The sequence below is a fragment of the Aromatoleum bremense genome (genome assembly GCF_017894365.1).
Classification (GTDB): Bacteria; Pseudomonadota; Gammaproteobacteria; order Burkholderiales; family Rhodocyclaceae; genus Aromatoleum; species Aromatoleum bremense.
In genome coordinates, this window is the sequence record NZ_CP059467.1 from 260,782 (window position 1) to 278,010 (window position 17,229).

Sequence of the window (17,229 nt, forward strand, 5' to 3'; positions counted from 1 at the left end):
CAGGCGTAATTTGACTCATGGCAAGAACGCGAGGAGGAGGCGAGCATGTTCGAACGGAACACCCCATCAGGCCTCCCGATCCACCTGGCCATTGCGGCCGCCCTGCTCGCGGCATCGCTGTTCGAGATTCCGAATCGGAGCGCGCCCAAGCCCGCGAACGGTCAGCCCGGCGACACCGCGCGAATAGCCGCCGAGGTAGCGGTTCAGCCATCTCCCGAGCCCTTTCCCATCACGCGGCCGAGTATCGAGTTGATCTGGAACCACTTGCGCTGACCGGTCGGGGAGCCGACCGAAGCCCTCACCCCGACCTTCCGCACCCTGAATCGGTTTTCTGGTCATTGCCTTCATCGAGATCGAGATGGTCCGCGAACTGACCATCGCCGCGACCCTCGGCGCGGACCGCTACGATCGCGTGAGCACCGCCAGTCGGCGTCGGGATGCGACTATGCGAGGCGGTCGAGCAACGCGGTGACGCCCGGATATTCCTCCCGCGGCAGCGCAAATTTGCGCCCGTGTGACCCCCAGGGCTTGCCACCCGCCAGGGCATCGACGAAACCTTCCACATCGCTGATCCAGTGGCCGCCCAGCAGCGTTACGCCGCGCGCGAACAACGGATCCGGCAGGCAACCGGCTCCCGGGCCGACCATCGCGAAATACCGTGCCGACCGGCAGTTCGCCAAGACCGCATCCAGCGTATCGTTGAGCAGGACGGTGCTGGTGGACAGCACCTTGTCGCAGCTCGCGAGTTCGGCCGGATCGAGGGTAACGCGGTAACCGGCCGCTTCACCTGCAAACGTGGGATCGAGTTCGGCGATGGTGAGGTGGGCGCCGGCGGCCACGATGCGCGGCACCAGCGGCGAGAAGAAGCCGATCATCCCGATGTGCTCGCCGGGCTGCGGATCGAGGAGTCCGATCGAATCCGCGGCCGCATCGGGAATGAAGCCGGCACGCTCGAACAGGCAGCGGGTCAGGGCGTTCACGGCCGCGAAGCCGACCGTCCGCTTGGCACCCGACGCGCTCGCGTACCAGCGCGCCACCGCGAGACTGTCGCTACCCGCGAGTGTCGCGAACTCAGGGTCCGCAGCGAGCGAGACGAGCGTGTCGCCGAGCAGCACGTAGCTCAAGCCGATGCTGCCGTCTTCCAGTTCGAGCGCGCAGAATTCGCCGCTCTTCGTGCCCGCCGCGGATGGCGGAGGCACGTGCAGCGCGCGGACGCGCGGCAACGCCGAACGGGCGGCGAAACGTTCGAGAAGCGCAATCAGTTCGGTAGCGATGCTCATGATCAACTCGTTATCGGTCTCGTGTGCAGTTGGCGCCCAAGCAGCACGGAAATGCTGTCAGCCGTCCCTGTTCCTCTCGTCCCCCAGACCACCGTCGCCGCGCGGTTCTCCGGCGAGCGCAGCGCGCCCGGGAAATACGTCGCAGTCAGGCTCTTCGAATGCACCGGGGAGTCGGCCGTCGAACCGCCGAAGTGGCGCCAGTCGCGCAGCCAGCAGATGTCGTCGGCGACTTCCAGGAAGCCGATCGTTTCACGGTCGCCGATCAGGATACCCTGCACGCGCAGACCCTGCTCGTCCTCCGTGCGCTCGACCGCAGCCGCGGTTTCCCGCGTGGCCCCATACTCGCCGTTGGAGACGATCAGGAGGTCGGCGAGTTGCCAGCGATCGTCGGCGAGGCGCGCAAGCGCTTTTTCGAGGGGTCCGCAGATGTCGGTGCCGCCGCGGAAGCTCTGGGCGAGGAAGCGCGTCAAGCGTTCGACGCCCTGTGCGTCGAAGGACATTTCGAGTTCGACGATCTCGTCCGGGCCGCCGAAACAGAAGACATGACAAGGGCGCCGCTGACGATGCGCGGCCCGCGCCGCTTCGAGAACGACCGCCTTTGCGACCGCCTCCGCCCCGCCCTGCATCGAACCCGAGGTATCGACGCACACGAGCAGCGGCCCCTGCTCACGCTCCGAGCCGTGAGCCTCGAGCTGCCTTCGGGGAGCCGGTCCTGCGTTTTGCCCTTGCGAGCGGCATCCAGTGCAGGAACCCGAACAATACGGTCAGCACGATGCTGACCACGAGCGATCCCCGATAGAGCCTGATGCTCTTGAAGGCCACGAAAATTTCGAGCACGTGAGCCCCGAGCAGGATCACGGCGCCGTACTGCACCGGAGCCGCGACACCGGCCGGAAGGTCGATGAAAATGCCGACAAGCGCCAGCAGGTAGATAGCCAGGCAGCTGCCTTTGAATAAAGCGGTCATATTCGGATGTTCCCTGTAGCGGGACATGATGTCGCCGAGATCGTGGGGTAGCGGGTTGAGGTGGCGCAGATGCACATGCGCCACCGACTTGCCGGCCAGCGCAGCCTTCTCGCGCGCCTGAACGATCGACCCGTAGGTGCTGCCCCAGCCGACGATCAGCAGATCGCCGCTGCCAGGCCCCTCCACCATGAGCGGCGGAATGTCCTTCGCGATGCCGGCCACCTTGGCCGCGCGCACGTCGACCATGCGCTCATGGTTGATCGGGTCGTGGGAGATGTTGCCGGTCAGGAAATTCTTCTCGAGCCCCCCGACGCGATGCTCCATGCCCGGCGTGCCGGGCCGTACCCAGGCGCGCGCCAGATTCTCATCGCGCGCATACGGCTGGAAGCCCTCCGGATCGGTGCGGAACTTGACCGCCAGCGGCGACAGGCGCGCCGGATCCGGAATCCGCCACGGCTCGGCCGCGTTGCCGATGCCGCCGTCGGACAGGAAGATCACCGGTGTCATGTATTTGACGGCGATGCGGAACGCCTCGATCGCGCAGTCGAAGCAGTCGGCCGGCGAGCGGGCGGCGATCACGGGGATCGGGCATTCGCCGTTACGCCCATACACTGCCTGCAAGAGGTCGGACTGCTCGACTTTGGTCGGCAAACCGGTCGAGGGGCCGCCGCGCTGCACGTTGGTGATCACCAGCGGCAATTCCAGCATGACGGCGAGGCCCAGCGCCTCGGTCTTCAAAGCCATGCCGGGGCCGGACGTGGTGGTCAGGCCCAGCACGCCGCCGTAGGCCGCGCGCAAGGCGATCACGTTCGCCTCGGCGATTTCGGGCTTCTTCGCGAATTTCGCGCGGATGTTGCCTTCCTCGGATTCCAGCGGCCGGCTGTACAGGCACAGCATCAGGCCGAGTGCGTAGTAGTTCTTGCAGCGGCCGATTTCCTTCTTCGAGATCCCCATGTCCTTCAGGGCCTGCGCCGTCAGCTCCGAGATGTCGATCGTGTAGAGGCGGAAGTCGGTGAGCGTCCCGTCTTCGAGCGGATTGCTCTGATAACCCGCCTTCTCCAGAATCGGGGGCATCCCCGGAGGTGAACACCTGCCCGGAGGAGAACTGGATCTGATAGCCGGAGACGCCGAACAGCGTGCCGGTCGGGGCGCGGATTTCTGACGGGTAATCCGGGTGCGTCGCGAAATCATGGCCGGCCCTGGCAACGGCCTTCGAAAACTCGTTGCCGGTGAGCTGCATGCCGTCGCCGGAATCGCCGACGAAGCGGATGACGACGCTTTCGACTTCCTCTATCGGCCGGGTTTTCTGCATACGATGGCTGCACGCCGCGGGCTCGTCCACCGTCATGGTTTGAGTATTCATACAAGCACCTGATGTCCGTTAGTAGAGCTGGGTTATGAGGACCTGATCGCCGGGAGCGACGAAGTCTTCACCTGGCCGGCCCTCGATGAAACCACGGCCTCGTCGCTGTGGTACACGGCGGGAACGACATGAACGCCCAAGGGCGTCCTGTACTCGCACCGCTCGACCGTGCTGCACGCGTTCGCAATATGCGCAGCCGACAGCATGGCGCTTTCCGCGAACGAGGCCGCGCTGCTGGCGGCACCGATGTCTCACGTCAATGGCTGGGGCGTGCCCTATGCAGCAGCGATGTGCGGCATGAAACTCGTGCTGCCGGGGCCGGCCAACGACGGCAGGAGCCTGTACGAACTGATGCGAGATGAACGCGTCACCTGCGCCTGCACGGCCCGTGGGTCCCCGCCGGTTATTTCAAGGTGACGGGGGCATCGCCGCTCGACGCGGACGGATTCTTCGCAAGCGGGGATATCGCGACGATCGACGGTAAGGGCTGGCTACGGGTCACGGACCGGGCGGCGGACGCGATCAAGAGTGGCGGGGAATGGATGTCCTCGGGCGAACTCGAGGCGGTCGCCGTCGGCCACCCCGGCGTGTTCGAGGCGGCACTGATCGCGCTTCCCGGCACACAGCAGCGCTCCCGCCGGCTCCTGGTCGTGTTGAGGCGAAGCAGCTGCGAGGTGAGCCGGGAGGAACTGCTCGACTACCTCGCACAACGGCTCGACCGGCGCTGGCTGCCGGACGACGTGGCGTTTGTCGAGCACATTCCGCATACCGCCACCGGCAAGGTGCGCAAGGGGCAGTTACGCGAAATGTTCGCCGCACACCCCTGGCCAGCGGAGATCGCCGCTCCCGTCGTCTGACCGCCGCCTCAATACGGATCGTTGAGGATACCCAGCATCCGGGCGCGGTCGACCACGTGCCGTCGCGAGCCCGCATTGAATTTGACGAACAGATTCTTGACGTGCCACTTGACGGTCTCGTCGCTGATGCTCAAGGCACTTGCGATCTGCTTGTTCGACAGATTGCGCCCGAGCAATTGAAGAATCTCTTCTTCCTTCGCGGTCAGTAGCCCGCCCGTTCTGGCGACCGCCGCATGGGCGGGGGGAGCTGCCGTCCGCCGCTGCGGAACAGGCGCACGCTCCGGCACGAGTTCGTCGCCGGCTACCTCCTCGCTTTCCCACTCGGCGACCAACGGCTGCAGATAATTGAGCGCGCGCCGCATCCCGAAGATATCCGCGACGCCAACCGCCTCGTCCAGCCGGGTCTTCCATTCCAGGCCGCGATGCCGGCGCGCAAGCGCGATGAGGAACTTGGTCTCCACACCTTCCCGTCCGCGCCGCAGCTTCTCCGTTTCTTCGTGCAGGGGTTCGAGGATCGCCAGGGCCCTTTCCCACTCACCGCTAGCGATCGCACCGTAACCGCGGGCCAGACCCATGCGCAGCAACAGCAGGCGCCCAAGTAGGGTATTCGTCTCCAGTTCGGGCGCCATCGCTTCGAGGCGCTCACAGGCATCGAGACAGGACCGCGCGCGCCCCTGCATCATGTGCATGCGCGCCTGTTCGAACAGGCTGGCGACGCGATAACGCGGCATCTTGCGGACCTCGCCGAGCGCATAGAGGTTGTCGAGCAGATCGAGCGCACGTCGATCCTGCCCCTTCATGCGCGCAAGCCGGGCCGCAACCTGGTAGCCCATGACAATCGCCTCCGGCGCCGAGACGTGCTCGAGCACGTCCAGCCGTCCAAGCAGCACGTCCTCCGCCGCATCTGTATCGCCCATCTCCCAGTGCGCCATCGCCAATGCCGAGGCCAGCATCGCGCTCACACCATTGCGGCGTCCGATTGCGTCGTCCGCCCGACGGCAGGGTTCCGTGAGCCACTCCTGTGCGAGCTGCACGTGCCCCTCCCACAGGTAGCTGAAGCCGATCCCCCACTCGGCCCAGCCGCGCACCCCATGCAGTCCGGCGGGCACGTCCACGTAAGCCGCCCGGATCAGATGGCGCGCCCGCTCCGGATTGCCGCGGTAGATCTGGGCAATCGCCGTGCAATTGGCGTAGATCGCCTTCAGGGGCGGCGACGCCGAGTCATCATGCCCCTCCCATGGCGCAAGAATGCTCTCCACCTCGTCGATCCGATCGGCGAAATACGCCGCCGAACTGCTGATCAGAGCGCTCTCGAAACGTTCTTCCACGGGGGCGGCGAAGTTTCCGCGTATCTTCTCGATCAGCCGGGTCGCCTCCTGGTGCCGCTCGCTCAGCGCAAGCACCCAGGCGGCACCGAGCAGTGTGCGTGGATGGCGCTCGAGTTCTTCGGGTGGCATGCGCTCCAGCCAGTACATCAGGCGGACATGGTCGCCTTCGAGCGCGGCACCGTAGATGCATTCGCTGATCAGGCCGTATGCCAGCGCGTGCTCGCCCGCCGCGAGCGCCTGGTCCGCCGCCGACTCGCGCATGCCATGGTCGGCCAACCAGCGCGCCGCCCGCGCGTGCAGAGCCTGCCGCTCGCCGTCGGGACGCTTGCGCAACTGTCCGGCGAGAAATTCGCGCACCATCGGGTGAAACCGGATCCAATCGGTGATGAGTCCGTCTGCGAAGATCGGCAGTGAATCACGCAGGCGCGCCAACACCGCGGGAGCATCCTCGTACCCGGTAACGAACGCGCACAGCTCGACCTGCAAGGCGTCGAGGATCGAGATGCGAACGAGGAATTCGACGAGGCGCGGCTCCAGATCCCGCAGCAGGCCCTCGAGGAAATAGCGTTCGAGATCGCCCGTCGCCGCATCCATCGTCGCGATCGCCGCGTTCAGATCGGCCTCGCGTTCGATGGCCACCATCGCCAGTTGGAGCCCCAGTGGCCAGCCGGCGGCCTTCTCGTGCAGACGCATGCAGGACTCGGCGTCGATCCGATCCTTGAACCGTGCCTTCAGGATCTCGGCCGTTTCCTGCCGCGTAAAGCGCAGCCGGTCCGCGCCGACGGAGGCATACAGGCCCCGCGCCAGAAAGCTCGAGAGCGGAAGCTGCAACGCCTTGCGCGAAGCGAGGACGACGCGGAGATTCGGCGGCGCGTTGAGGATCAGATAGAGCAGCGACTGCTGGACGGCATCCGTGGCTGCCTGCGCCTCATCGAGGATCAGCACCGTCTCGGCACCGAGATTGGCGACTTCGGCGAGCCACGCCGTCAGGCCTTCGAAGTCGCTGCTGCCCTGGCGGATCAGCTGTGCGACGGCCCGCTCGAACGTCGGCCGTCCGCTCGCCACCCTCATCGAATACGCAAGACCGCCAGTGAAGCGGGCGACGTCGTCCCGCTCGTCGAGCGTCAGCCACGCGACGAGCGCGCCAAGGTTCAGGGCCTCGCGCCGCCACTGACCGAGCAGGGATGTCTTGCCGAAGCCTGCGGGAGCAATGACCTCGATGATCGTCTTGTGCCGGAGCTCCTCACTGTCCCAGCTGAGACGGCCTCGCAGCAGTTGCTCCTTGGGCATGCGCGGCGGCGTGCTCTTCAGAACGAATTCGGGATTCGCCGTTTCAGTTGTCATTCCGCAGGTGCGCGCAGAGGCTCGCCGGACAGGGGAGGTAGAGACTATCGCAGTCGGTGACGAAACGGAATCACGTACGCATTCACGGCACGGGACCGGTGGCGCGGCGCACTGAAGACGATGCGCCGGCCCCGATCCCTGGGCGCTACCCGTACTGGGTCAGCAAACCTCGAACAGCCCCGCAGCCCCCATGCCGCCGCCGACGCACATCGTGACGACGACATACTTCACCCCGCGTCGCTTGCCTTCGATCAGCGCATGGCCGACCAGACGGGAGCCGGTCATGCCATAGGGGTGGCCAACGGAGATCCCGCCACCGTTGACGTTGTATTTCGCCGGATCGATGTCGAGATGGTCGCGGCAATGCAGGGCCTGGCACGCGAAAGCCTCGTTGAGCTCCCACAGCCCGATGTCGCCGACCGTCAGACCGTGTTGCCTGAGCAGCTTCGGGATGGCATAGATCGGGCCGATGCCCATCTCTTCCGGCGCATTGCCGGCGACGGCGATGCCGCGGTAGATGCCGAGCGGGTTCAGGCCGCGTTGTTCGGCGAGCTTGCGCTCCATCACGATGCAGGCCGAGGCGCCATCCGACAGCTGGCTGGCGTTGCCGCCGGTAATCGTGCCGCCCTCGACCACCGGCTTCAGGCTGGCGAGGCCCTCCAGGGTCGTGTCGGCGCGGTTGCCCTCGTCCCTCGCGAGCGTCACTTCCTTGTACGAGACTTCTTTCGTGTCCTTGTTCACCACCGCCATCATGGTGGTCAGCGGCACGATCTCCCGGTCGAAACGGCCCGCTTCCTGGGCGGCGGCCGTGCGCTGCTGCGACGACAGTGCATACAGGTCCTGCGCCTCGCGGGAGATGCCGAATTTCTTCGCGACGTTCTCCGCGGTCAGCAACATCGGCATGTAGGCGTGGGGCACGAGCTTCTCGACGTTCGGATCCTTCTCCCTGGCCGCCCATTCGAAATAGCCCGCCTGGACCGCCGAGATGTTGTCCTGCCCACCAGCCGCCACGACCTCCATGCCGTCGACGATGATCTGCTTGGCGGCCATGCCGATCGCCATCAAACCGGAAGAGCACTGACGATCGACGGTCTGCGCGCCGGCCGTAACCGGAATCCCCGCGGCGAGCGCCGCATTGCGCGCGATGTTCATGCCGGCGGTACCGGCCGCCAGCACCGTGCCGACGATCACGTCTTCGATCTCGCCCGCGTCGATGCCGGCACGCTGGACCGCGTGGCTGAGCGCGTGGCCCATCAGTGTCGGCGACTTGGTGTTGTTGAAGGCCCCGCGGAAGGCCCGGCCGATCGGTGTACGGGCGGTGGAAACAATGACTGCTTCTTTCATGATTCAGGTTCCTGAACAGGTTGTTGGATGACTCATTGGATGGGCCGGGCGGGTCACGCTGGCACGGACGCTCTGGGCATGGACTCGCTCGACATGGCCGGCACCGGGCGCGGCCGGCGCTCGTCGTCCACGGCGACATAGGTGAGCGTGGCCTCCGTCACCTTCACGATCTCGTGTTCGGAGAAGTAACGCTGCGCGTACACCTCCACCTCGACCGTCACCGACGTGCGCCCCACCCGCAGGATCTGCGCGTACAGGCTGACGATGTCGCCCACGAACACCGGCTGCTTGAAGGCGAAGGAATTCACCGCCACGGTCGCGGCGCGCCCTCCGGCACGGCGGATGGCGAGGATGCCGCCGGCAATGTCCACCTGCGACATGATCCAGCCGCCGAATATGTCGCCGGTGTAATTCACGTCCGCCGGCGAGGGCATCACCCGCAAGGTGGGCTCCCGCCCGGCAGGCAACTCCGTTTTCAGCTGCGCGTTGGGCAATGTCATGGCGTCCTTCCTCCCTCGTGTCGTGTGGGGTCTGCGACCCATTGGCCGCGGCCGCCCCTCGCCGGGGAGGCGGTCGTGCCGCGGAAGCCGTTCCTGCGTCGTCGGCTCTACGACACGCTGACGATCCTGCGACTCAAGCGCCACCGAACTCTCGCTCGGCGGTCGCCAGATCACCGAGCAGTGCCGCCACGCTCCAGTAGCCGAACGTGTTGCCGCGTTTGTCCGCATAGCGGTCGAGGCACGCGACGATCTGCTCCAGACCGATGACATTCGCGGCATGCATCGGCCCGCCCTTCAGCGCCGGGAAGCCGTAGCCGTTCAGCCACACGATGTCGATGTCGCCCGCACGGTAGGCGATCCCCTCTTCGAGGATCATTGCCCCTTCGTTGATCAGCGGGTACAGGCAGCGCTCGACGATCTCCTCGTCGCTGATGTCGCTGCGCCGGGCGATGCCGTATTGCCTGGCGAGCCCCTCCATGATCCGATCGACCTCGGCGTCGTGCACGGGCGTGCGACCTTCGTATCGGTAATATCCGGCGCCGCTCTTCTGGCCGTGGCGACCGAGTTCGAACAGCATCTGGCATGCGACCCGATAGCTCGGATCGGCCGGAAGCGCGCCCTCCTTGCGGCGCTCGAGGACGACCTTCGCGGCGACATCGACGCCCGCCATATCGATCATGCGACACGGCCCCATCGCCATCCCGAAAGTCTCGATGGCGCGATCGATCTGCGTGGGCGTTGCACCTTCGAGCAGCAGGAACTCGCACTCGCGCAGATACGGTTCGAGCATGCGGTTGCCGATGAAGCCGAAGCAGACGCCCGAAACGACGGCCACCTTCCTGATTGTCCGGGCCAGGGCCATGACCGACGCCAGCACCTCCGGCGCGGTGTCGCGACCGCGCACGACTTCGAGCAGCCGCATCACGTTCGCCGGACTGAAGAAGTGCATGCCGACCACATCCGCCGCGCGACCGCTGGCTGCGGCCAGCACGTCGACGTCGAGCGTCGAGGTGTTGGTGGCGATGATCGCGCCGGGCTTGCACACCTCGCCGAGGCGGGCCATCACGGCCTTCTTGATGTCCATGTTCTCGAACACGGCCTCGATCACGAGATCGCACCCGCCCAGTTCCGCGTACTCGAGGGTTCCGCTGCACAGCGCCATGCGCTGCTCGACCTGCTCGAGCGTCATCCGGCCCTTGCTTGCCGTCGCCTCGTAGTTCTTGCGGATGATGCCCAGCCCGCGTTCCAGCGCATCGGGTCTCACTTCCAGCAGCACGACGGGAATTCCGGCGTTGAGGAAGTTCATCGCGATGCCGCCGCCCATCGTTCCCGCGCCGACGATCCCGACCTTGCCGATCGACCGCAGTGAGAGGTCCTTCGCAATGCCCGGAATCTTGCCGGCCTCGCGCTCGGCGAAAAAGGCATGACGCAGCGCCGCCGACTGCGGCGAATTCATGCATTCCACGAAGAGGTCACGCTCGTACTTCAGCCCTTCGGCGAAAGGCGTGGTCACAGCCGCCACGACACAATCCACGATCCGTGCCGGAGCGATGGCGCCTCGGGCCTTCTTCGCCAACGAAGCCCGCGATTCCGCAAACAGTGTTGGCGACACACTGGCCCGATCGACTTCAAGCTCACTGGCCAGACGAAGCGGCGCACGCGTGGCGACCAGTTCTCCCACGAAACGCTGCGCGGCTTCGAGCAGGTTGCCCTCGACGATCACGTCGATGAGGTCTTTTTCGAGTGCGGTCTGGGCAGAAACAGGAGCGCCCGAAAGCATCATGTCCAGCGCATCGGCGGCGCCAATCAGGCGCGGCAAGCGCTGCGTCCCGCCTCCGCCCGGCAACAGGCCGAGCGTGACTTCCGGCAGACCGAGTTTGGCCGTCGGCGTGGCAACGCGGTAATGACAGGCAAGCGCGAGTTCCATGCCGCCGCCGAGCGTCGTACCGTGCAGTGCGCACACGACCGGAATATTCAGGTTTTCGATGGCGGCATGAACGTCGTTAGGGTCCGCCTCGGAAAAGGCGGCGGTGCCGAATTCGGAGATTTCCGCCCCCGCCACGAAGGTGCGCCCCGCACAGGCGAGGACAGCGCCCGCGACGCTCGGGTCGCTGGCAAGCGCCCCGAAGGCGTCAAGCAGACCGCGGCGAACGTCGGCAGAGAGCGCGTTGACCGGCGGACGGTCGATGGTGACGACGGCGATCGCGCCGTTCCTGGTCATGGTGACAACGGGTGAATCCATACGATTCCCTTTTTCAATCGATCGAACTGGAATACTTGGCGGCAGGGTTGGCCTTTTTGCGCCCCCACCCCGCCGCGCCCTTGAAGCTATCCGTCAGTGCGGCGGATTGCCCCACGACTGCTCTTCGGAGTAGACCCGGACGGGAATGCCGCACAACTGCACCGAACCGGTCGCCGGACAATTGGCCCCATCGCCCTCGGAGAGGATGTTGATGTTGTATTTGCGCCAGTCGTATTCGTTGTCCTCCGCCTCGGTATCCCACCAGCCGAAAGCCGCCAGAATGACGTTCGGGTGCACGTGCTCGGAGATTTTCAGGCGCTGCTGGATGCGGCCCTTGCGCGACTCGATCCAGATCATCTCGCCTTCTTTGAGCCCATACCGCGACGCGGTGTGCGGATTGAGCTCGCAGATCGCCTCGGCGCTGTACTTCTTCATGCCCTCGATGTGGCGGTAGCCCGAGGAGAAGTAGGCGCCTTCCTTGCCGTTGGTCAGGTACAGTGGATAGGGAGCTGTTCATGAACGATCGGGATTGAGCGGCTTCGCCGTCCAACCCCGACCTGTGCCTTAACGCAAGCCCTGGGGGCCTGGTTCCGTCAGGACAACATCTCGATGAAGGCGCGCACACGGGTGATCAGCTGTCCGGACGGAGCCCCCACCTGCCAGCTGCCTTCCAGACCCGAACTCGGCACGCCCTTCTGGTGGAAATGGTTGCGGAACAGCTCGACGTGCATGCCGCCGTACGGGCAACCGATGTAGGTGTAGAAGAGCATCCCCTTGGAGCCCGACTCCTCGATCATTTGCTCGATGTACTTGATCTGGTTCACCGGCGAGCCCGTCACGAAGTAGTCGAGAATGAAACGCGCCATGCTCTCCAGCGGCGGAATGTCCTCGTTCCAGACGCGGTCGTAGGGGTTCGGGGTGAACCAGCTCAGCAGCGCGCCACCCAGGTCATCCACGGCCTTGTACACCCCGAACTCCAGCCCGCGGGCACCGACCCAGGTCAGGGGAATGATTTTCCCCATCGGCGACGGTACGAATTCAGCGGTCTTCAGTTCCTCGATCAGCTCGTCGAGCAGGATCTCGTACTCCGCCGGCTTGCCGAAGTAGTGCCCCGACCCCATCAGCAGGAACAGCGTGGGCAGGCTCTTGATGTACATCGGATTCTTCAGGCGCAGCTTCAGGATCTCGCGGAACTTCGCCATTAGCCGGTTCATGCGGGCGATTTCCGTGCGCATCTTGTCCTCATCCACCGGCTTGCCGGTGAGGAAGAGCGCCACGTCCTCGATCTCGCTGGCGAGGAACTTGACCATCTGCTCCAGCCGCTCCTCGCCGCCCTGCACCGGACGGATCACCTGCTCGACGCGGTGGATGTCAAAGCCGAACTCCTTGATCATCTCGTAGCCCATGTTGAGGGGCTCGCAGACGGTGGACAGGGCCACAACCTTCTTGACCGAGTTGTTGCGGCGCATGTACCACTCGCCGATCAGGGCCGAAACCATCGAACAGGTTTCCTTCGGCATGTCGAAAATGTCTTCCGACAACTCCGCTGCCTCCACTGCCGAACCCAGACGACCGAGGTCATACACCGCCATCGGAATCGTGTCGCAGGCATACAGCAGCGGTGCTTCCATCAGGCCGGTGGACCACACCGCCGGCTTCCCTTCCTGGTTGCCCCGCTCGGCGTCCGGAAAATAGGAGAGTGCCATGTCGTACAGCTTCTGGATGCCCGGCGAATAGTGGTGGGCTTCCCGGCTCTGCTGGATGTACTCGACCTGGTTGCGCGGCTCTTCGTTGCCGATCGGCGCCTTTTCCATTACTGCGTGCATGATTCTTTCTCTCCTTTGCTTTCCTTGAGCACTTCGATGAAAGCCTCGAGGCGGGTCTTGATCTGGCCGGTGTCACCTTGCGAGTAGTCGGTATCCAGTTCCAGCGCGGGCAATCCCAGCTCGTGGAACCTCCGCATGAAGAGGCCCTTGGTCTGCGAGAAGGACGGGCAGAACTTCAGCGTGTAGTAGATCACCGCGTCGACGCCGTATTCCTGGGCCAGGTTGCCGGCGAAGTCGATGCGCCTGCTCAGGGGCGCCTGGCGGGCACACGGCGCCTGGTCCAGGTAGGCGTTGGCAAGGTCACGGTACGGGTCGTCGGTTTCCTGGGTCTCGTAGTAGAACGGGCTCAGGCCGGTGCAGTGATCCTCGACCACCACATTGACGCCGATGTCCTTCTCCAGCAGATCCATCAGGCGCCGGTCGCCGTCGGCCACGATGCCGCCGCAGATCATCACGCGTAGACGCGGCGTGTCGTCGTCGGGAACCGCCGCCAGGCGCTCGTACAGGTCCTCGAGGACAGGCAACTGCTCTTCGGCCGGGATGCTGCGGTAGGCGCGGGTGATCTCCAGGAAGTCGCTGCCCGACAGCGGCGGACGGTTGCGCTTGCGCAAATCGGAGATCTTGTGGATGGTCTGGCGCAGCTTCTTGTGCAACTTGATCGACTCGCGCAGCTTGGCTTCCTCGATGGGATTGCCGGTCAGCTTTTCCAGGTCCTTGCCGAAGTTCTTCATTTCCTCGCGGAAGAAGTCCCGGGCACTCGGCTTGTCGCCCGTCCGCGGCACCACGTAGCCGTAGGACGGCTTGAAGTAGTGGTTGATGGCGTTGGAGGTCGCGCGCATCGTATCGCAGGTGTAGAAGGTGACCACCTGGTCGAGGGCATCGTGGAACGGATCCTTGGTGCGGAAGTGGCCGAGCACGCTCTTGCTCATGTCGCAGAACACGCTCTTGACGATCACCTCGCCCTCGGCGACCACCGACGGCGTGCCGCACTTGTCGATGCGGCCGAAGGCCACACCGGCGGCGGTAAGCAGCTCGGGCGGCGTGTAGGTGCAAAGGTAACCGACCTTCTTCACGTCCTTGCGCTCGATCAGCGACACCTCGGCGTCCTCGATGCGGCGCGACACGTCGGAGAGGTCGCAGCGCTCGGCCACCCTCGTGGACTTGATCTTGCGCTTCTCGACCGCCAGACGCTGAGCGTACATCGCCGCGCCCAGGCAGCCGGCGAAGACCATGTCGAGCTTGGGCTGGACGATCGACTTGCCGAGAAGGCGCTCCAGGGCGTGCTTCATCCCCGCGTTGTTGGACACGCCACCGGTGAAGACGATGTCCGATTCCAGGGGGATGGCCCGCAGCAGGCCGACGACGCGCTTGGCAGAGGCCATATGCACGCCGGCGGCGATGTCGGCCGCCGTCTCGCCCTTGGCGCGGTGGGAAATCACTTCGGATTCGGCAAAAACCACACACTGGGCGCTGACTTCCAGGTCCTTGGTGGCCTTCAAGGCCTCGGGGCCGACGTCGTACATGGTGAGGTCGAGCAGGTTGGCGGCCTTCTCCAGGAAGCGCCCGGTACCCGCCGCGCACTTGTCGTTCATGCGGAACTTCACGACCTTGCCGGTTTCCGGATCCACCTGGATCGCCTTGGCGTCCTGGCCGCCGATGTCGATGATCGTGCGCGTGCCGGCATTCAGATAATGCGCGCCCATCGCGTGGCAGGAGATCTCGGTGAGGATCTCGCTGGGCACGGTATCGAACTTCAGCGACACGCGGCCGTAGCCGGTGCCGACGATGAAGTCGATATCTTCCATGGTGATGTTGGCGTTCTCGTACAGCTCTTCCAGCAGCTCCTTGGCCGTCTCCTGCATGTTGAGGCCGGTGGGCAGCAGCGCGGTGTAGAGGCGCCCTTCGTGGAGCAGCACCGCCTTGGAGTTGCGCGAACCGATGTCGATGCCCAGCGAGGTGACTGCAGTGAGTTCGTGGACCAGCGCCGGGTCGATCACTTCGGCGAAGGGCAGGCTGCGCTCTGCGGAAATGTTCTCGTGTCTCATGTTCATGCCTCCACCTCCATCTCCTGCGGGGCCGCATCGACGTCGGCGATGCCGCAGATCTTCTGCTGGGCGATGACGGCCGCCCCGAGGCAACCGGCAAAGACGGCGTTCAACCGCGGTGTGACGAAGGGCCGCCCGAGCAGGCTTTCCAGCGCGTGCTTGACGCCGATGTTGTTGGAGACCCCGCCGGAGAAGGCCAGCTCGGGATCAAGGCCGATGCGGTTCACCAGGTTGCAGACGCGGCGGGCGATCGCGAAATGCACACCGGCCGCGATGTCCTCGCCCTTCTCGCCCTTGGCCTTCAGCGACACGATCTCCGACTCGGCGAAGACCACACACTGGCTGCTCATCTGCAGCTCCTTCGTGGACGCCATCGCGCGCGCGCCCAGCTCTTCGAGCTGATAGCCGAGCATCTCCGCCGTCTTCTCCAGGAAGCGGCCGGAACCGGCAGCGCATTTGTCGTTCATCGCGAATTCGGTGACGCGCCCGTTGCTGGTGTCGAGCTTGATCGCCTTGCAATCCTGACCGCCGATATCAATGATCGTGCGGGTATCGGAATTCAGGTAATGCGCGCCCATCGCGTGACAGGTAATCTCGGTGATCACCTCGGCGGGAATATCATCGAATTGCAATGCAATCCGGCCATAACCGGTGCCTGCAATCATCGAAATGTCGCTGCGCGGCAGCGCCGCCAATATCAGCAATTTATTCACCAGCCGCTGTGCCGTTTCATGCGGATGCACGCCGCTGGCGGTAATTACCGTGTAAACATGCTCGGCGGTGAGCATCACCGCCTTCGATTGCCGGGAACCGATATCGATGCCGACGGTGGTCACCGGCTGCAATTCGGGTATTTTCCGCGGATCGATCACATCCTCGATCTTGAAACTGCTCTCGCTCATTGCAGGCTCCTCCGTTTGGAACTTTTGATTTGATCTGCGGTGCCACATTAAGCGCATCCCAAATAACGGGCTTGACCTGCAAAGACACCAACTTGACATTTGGTCACAGCTTGTTAGAGTGAATATTCAACAATCGGGCGAGTGAGAGTTTGATATGGCAATGAAGAAGCTCCACCGCAGCGCCTGCCTGACCAACTACGTCGAACTCGCTCAGTCGCTGAACATTTCGCCGTTCGACCAGTTGCGCCGTGTCAACATCAACCCGGCCTGCCTGACGAACCCGGACACCAAGATTCCGGTTTCCGCGCTGTTCCAGCTGCTCGAGAATTCCGCGCAAGCGGCAGGCGTCGAGAACTTCGGCCTGCGCATGGCCGAAGGCCGCCAGTTGTCGAACCTCGGCCCGCTCGCGCTCGTGATCAAGAGCCAGCCGACGATGCGCCAGGCCCTCGAAGCGATCCGCAGCTATGCCCACCTGCAGGCGGAAGAGCTGATGCTGATGTTCGAAGAGAAAGACGGCGTGCTGGTGATCCGCGAAGAACTGATGCCCGACCAGTCCGAGCCGACGCGCCAGGCGACCGAGATGTCGGTCGGCATCCTGTACCGGACCTTGCGGGTGCTGCTCGGCAACGAATGGCGGCCCACCGCGGTGTGCTTCCGGCACTCGGCCCCCGCCGATCTGCGTGTGCATCAGCGGGTGTTCGACGCGCGCCTGCAGTTCAACAGCAATTTCGACGGCATCATCTGCCGGGCCACAATCCTGGACGACCCCCTGCCCAGCTACGACGCCGAAACCGCCCGCTACGTGCGCAAACTGCTGGACGTGATGAACACCGAACCCGTCCATTCGGCAGCGGAAAACGTGCGACAACTGATCTGGTTGCTGCTGCCGACGGGGCGATGCTCCGTCGAGGTCGTGGCCCAGCATCTCGGGCTCGACCGCCGAACCCTGCACCGCCATCTGCAGAAGAGCGGCCAGACCTTCTCGGGCATCCTCGACGGGGCGCGGCGCGACCTGGCGGTGAAGTACCTGAGCAACTCGCAACGCCCGCTAAAGGACCTCGCGGAGCTGCTCGGCTTCTCGGAACCCTCCGCCTTTTCGCGCTGGTTCGCGGGCCGCTTCGGATGTACTGCATCGGCTTGGCGCCAGCATCAGCTCAGCGAGAAAAATCCCTTCCTCCAGTAAGTCCTCCGGGGCCTCCACGCCCGCTCCTCGCTACCCGACCGCGCTCACC

The 17,229-nt window shown here is 64.7% G+C and carries 16 protein-coding genes; 5 read left to right on the top strand and 11 right to left on the bottom strand.

Translation table 11 applies throughout. The annotated features are described in order from the left end of the window. Positions 1-45 precede the first annotated feature (45 nt). Entirely contained in the window at positions 46-273 is a 228-nt protein-coding gene (locus tag pbN1_RS01155; RefSeq protein ID WP_169204030.1) for a hypothetical protein, read from the top strand. A gap of 170 nt (positions 274-443) precedes the next feature. On the opposite strand, the gene pbN1_RS01160 is transcribed toward pbN1_RS01155, so the two are convergent. The 3 genes from pbN1_RS01160 to pbN1_RS20640 are packed head-to-tail and all read right to left on the bottom strand — an operon-like array spanning position 444 to position 3,320. Beyond that, positions 444-1,280, bottom strand: coding sequence for a Rossmann-like domain-containing protein (locus pbN1_RS01160; RefSeq protein ID WP_169204031.1), 837 nt, complete (start codon positions 1,278-1,280; stop codon positions 444-446). Positions 1,281-1,282: 2 nt separating this feature from the next. After that, entirely contained in the window at positions 1,283-1,930 is a 648-nt protein-coding gene (locus tag pbN1_RS01165; RefSeq protein ID WP_244857095.1) for a vWA domain-containing protein, read from the bottom strand. 16 nt (positions 1,931-1,946) lie between these two features. Next, positions 1,947-3,320, bottom strand: a complete 1,374-nt coding sequence (locus pbN1_RS20640; RefSeq protein WP_280516170.1) for a 2-oxoacid:acceptor oxidoreductase family protein — start codon at positions 3,318-3,320, stop codon at positions 1,947-1,949. A 100-nt stretch (positions 3,321-3,420) separates the two neighbouring features. Here pbN1_RS20640 and pbN1_RS21030 point away from each other — a divergent pair, with 100 nt between their 5' ends. The 3 genes from pbN1_RS21030 (at position 3,421) to pbN1_RS20660 (ending at position 4,466) form a co-directional block, all read left to right on the top strand. Then, the gene (locus tag pbN1_RS21030) at positions 3,421-3,621 is read left to right on the top strand and encodes a hypothetical protein (RefSeq protein WP_244857289.1); all 201 of its coding nucleotides are present in this window, start codon (positions 3,421-3,423) and stop codon (positions 3,619-3,621) included. Positions 3,622-3,777: 156 nt separating this feature from the next. Then, entirely contained in the window at positions 3,778-4,026 is a 249-nt protein-coding gene (locus pbN1_RS20655) for an AMP-binding protein (RefSeq protein ID WP_244857096.1), read from the top strand. Next, entirely contained in the window at positions 4,023-4,466 is a 444-nt protein-coding gene (locus pbN1_RS20660; protein ID WP_244857097.1) for an AMP-binding enzyme, read from the top strand. Before pbN1_RS20655 ends, pbN1_RS20660 begins: the two co-directional genes overlap by 4 nt. Before the next feature lie 8 nt (positions 4,467-4,474). On the opposite strand, the gene pbN1_RS01185 is transcribed toward pbN1_RS20660, so the two are convergent. From pbN1_RS01185 to pbN1_RS01220, 8 genes are all read right to left on the bottom strand, one after another. After that, the gene (locus pbN1_RS01185; protein ID WP_169203510.1) at positions 4,475-7,138 is read right to left on the bottom strand and encodes a helix-turn-helix transcriptional regulator; all 2,664 of its coding nucleotides are present in this window, start codon (positions 7,136-7,138) and stop codon (positions 4,475-4,477) included. A 159-nt stretch (positions 7,139-7,297) separates the two neighbouring features. Further along, complete coding sequence (locus pbN1_RS01190; RefSeq protein WP_169203509.1) at positions 7,298-8,482, bottom strand: acetyl-CoA C-acyltransferase; 1,185 nt, start codon at positions 8,480-8,482, stop codon at positions 7,298-7,300. A gap of 53 nt (positions 8,483-8,535) precedes the next feature. After that, on the bottom strand, positions 8,536-8,982 hold the full coding sequence (locus pbN1_RS01195; protein WP_169203508.1) for an acyl-CoA thioesterase: 447 nt from the start codon (positions 8,980-8,982) through the stop codon (positions 8,536-8,538). A gap of 133 nt (positions 8,983-9,115) precedes the next feature. Further along, positions 9,116-11,224, bottom strand: a complete 2,109-nt coding sequence (locus pbN1_RS01200) for a 3-hydroxyacyl-CoA dehydrogenase NAD-binding domain-containing protein (RefSeq protein ID WP_169203507.1) — start codon at positions 11,222-11,224, stop codon at positions 9,116-9,118. A gap of 93 nt (positions 11,225-11,317) precedes the next feature. Beyond that, positions 11,318-11,722, bottom strand: coding sequence for a molybdopterin dinucleotide binding domain-containing protein (locus pbN1_RS01205; RefSeq protein ID WP_169203511.1), 405 nt, complete (start codon positions 11,720-11,722; stop codon positions 11,318-11,320). Positions 11,723-11,817: 95 nt separating this feature from the next. Further along, positions 11,818-13,050: a 2-hydroxyacyl-CoA dehydratase family protein gene (locus tag pbN1_RS01210; protein WP_169203506.1), complete on the bottom strand. Its 1,233-nt coding sequence runs from the start codon at positions 13,048-13,050 to the stop codon at positions 11,818-11,820. Further along, the gene (locus pbN1_RS01215; RefSeq protein ID WP_169203505.1) at positions 13,038-15,101 is read right to left on the bottom strand and encodes a 2-hydroxyacyl-CoA dehydratase; all 2,064 of its coding nucleotides are present in this window, start codon (positions 15,099-15,101) and stop codon (positions 13,038-13,040) included. The genes pbN1_RS01210 and pbN1_RS01215 overlap by 13 nt, the downstream gene beginning before the upstream one ends. After that, positions 15,098-15,997 (bottom strand): acyl-CoA dehydratase activase, encoded by a 900-nt coding sequence (locus pbN1_RS01220; RefSeq protein ID WP_169203504.1) that lies wholly within the window; start codon positions 15,995-15,997, stop codon positions 15,098-15,100. Before pbN1_RS01220 ends, pbN1_RS01215 begins: the two co-directional genes overlap by 4 nt. A gap of 160 nt (positions 15,998-16,157) precedes the next feature. Between pbN1_RS01220 and pbN1_RS01225 the strand changes: the two genes are divergently transcribed. Next, a complete protein-coding gene (locus pbN1_RS01225; RefSeq protein ID WP_169203503.1) occupies positions 16,158-17,180 on the top strand; it encodes an AraC family transcriptional regulator in 1,023 nt (340 codons plus the stop codon). Positions 17,181-17,229: the final 49 nt, after the last annotated feature.

What these genes read in the sequence shown, in the direction of transcription:
- pbN1_RS01220 (WP_169203504.1), bottom strand. Translation starts at nt 15,997, where the DNA reads ATGAGCGAGAGCAGTTTCAAGATCGAGGATGTGATCGATCCGCGGAAA.
- pbN1_RS01225 (WP_169203503.1), top strand. Translation starts at nt 16,158, where the DNA reads ATGAAGAAGCTCCACCGCAGCGCCTGCCTGACCAACTACGTCGAACTC.
- pbN1_RS01190 (WP_169203509.1), bottom strand. Translation starts at nt 8,482, where the DNA reads ATGAAAGAAGCAGTCATTGTTTCCACCGCCCGTACACCGATCGGCCGG.
- pbN1_RS20640 (WP_280516170.1), bottom strand. Translation starts at nt 3,320, where the DNA reads ATGCCCCCGATTCTGGAGAAGGCGGGTTATCAGAGCAATCCGCTCGAA.
- pbN1_RS01155 (WP_169204030.1), top strand. Translation starts at nt 46, where the DNA reads ATGTTCGAACGGAACACCCCATCAGGCCTCCCGATCCACCTGGCCATT.
- pbN1_RS01160 (WP_169204031.1), bottom strand. Translation starts at nt 1,280, where the DNA reads ATGAGCATCGCTACCGAACTGATTGCGCTTCTCGAACGTTTCGCCGCC.
- pbN1_RS01215 (WP_169203505.1), bottom strand. Translation starts at nt 15,101, where the DNA reads ATGAACATGAGACACGAGAACATTTCCGCAGAGCGCAGCCTGCCCTTC.
- pbN1_RS01200 (WP_169203507.1), bottom strand. Translation starts at nt 11,224, where the DNA reads ATGGATTCACCCGTTGTCACCATGACCAGGAACGGCGCGATCGCCGTC.
- pbN1_RS01210 (WP_169203506.1), bottom strand. Translation starts at nt 13,050, where the DNA reads ATGCACGCAGTAATGGAAAAGGCGCCGATCGGCAACGAAGAGCCGCGC.
- pbN1_RS01185 (WP_169203510.1), bottom strand. Translation starts at nt 7,138, where the DNA reads ATGACAACTGAAACGGCGAATCCCGAATTCGTTCTGAAGAGCACGCCG.
- pbN1_RS01195 (WP_169203508.1), bottom strand. Translation starts at nt 8,982, where the DNA reads ATGACATTGCCCAACGCGCAGCTGAAAACGGAGTTGCCTGCCGGGCGG.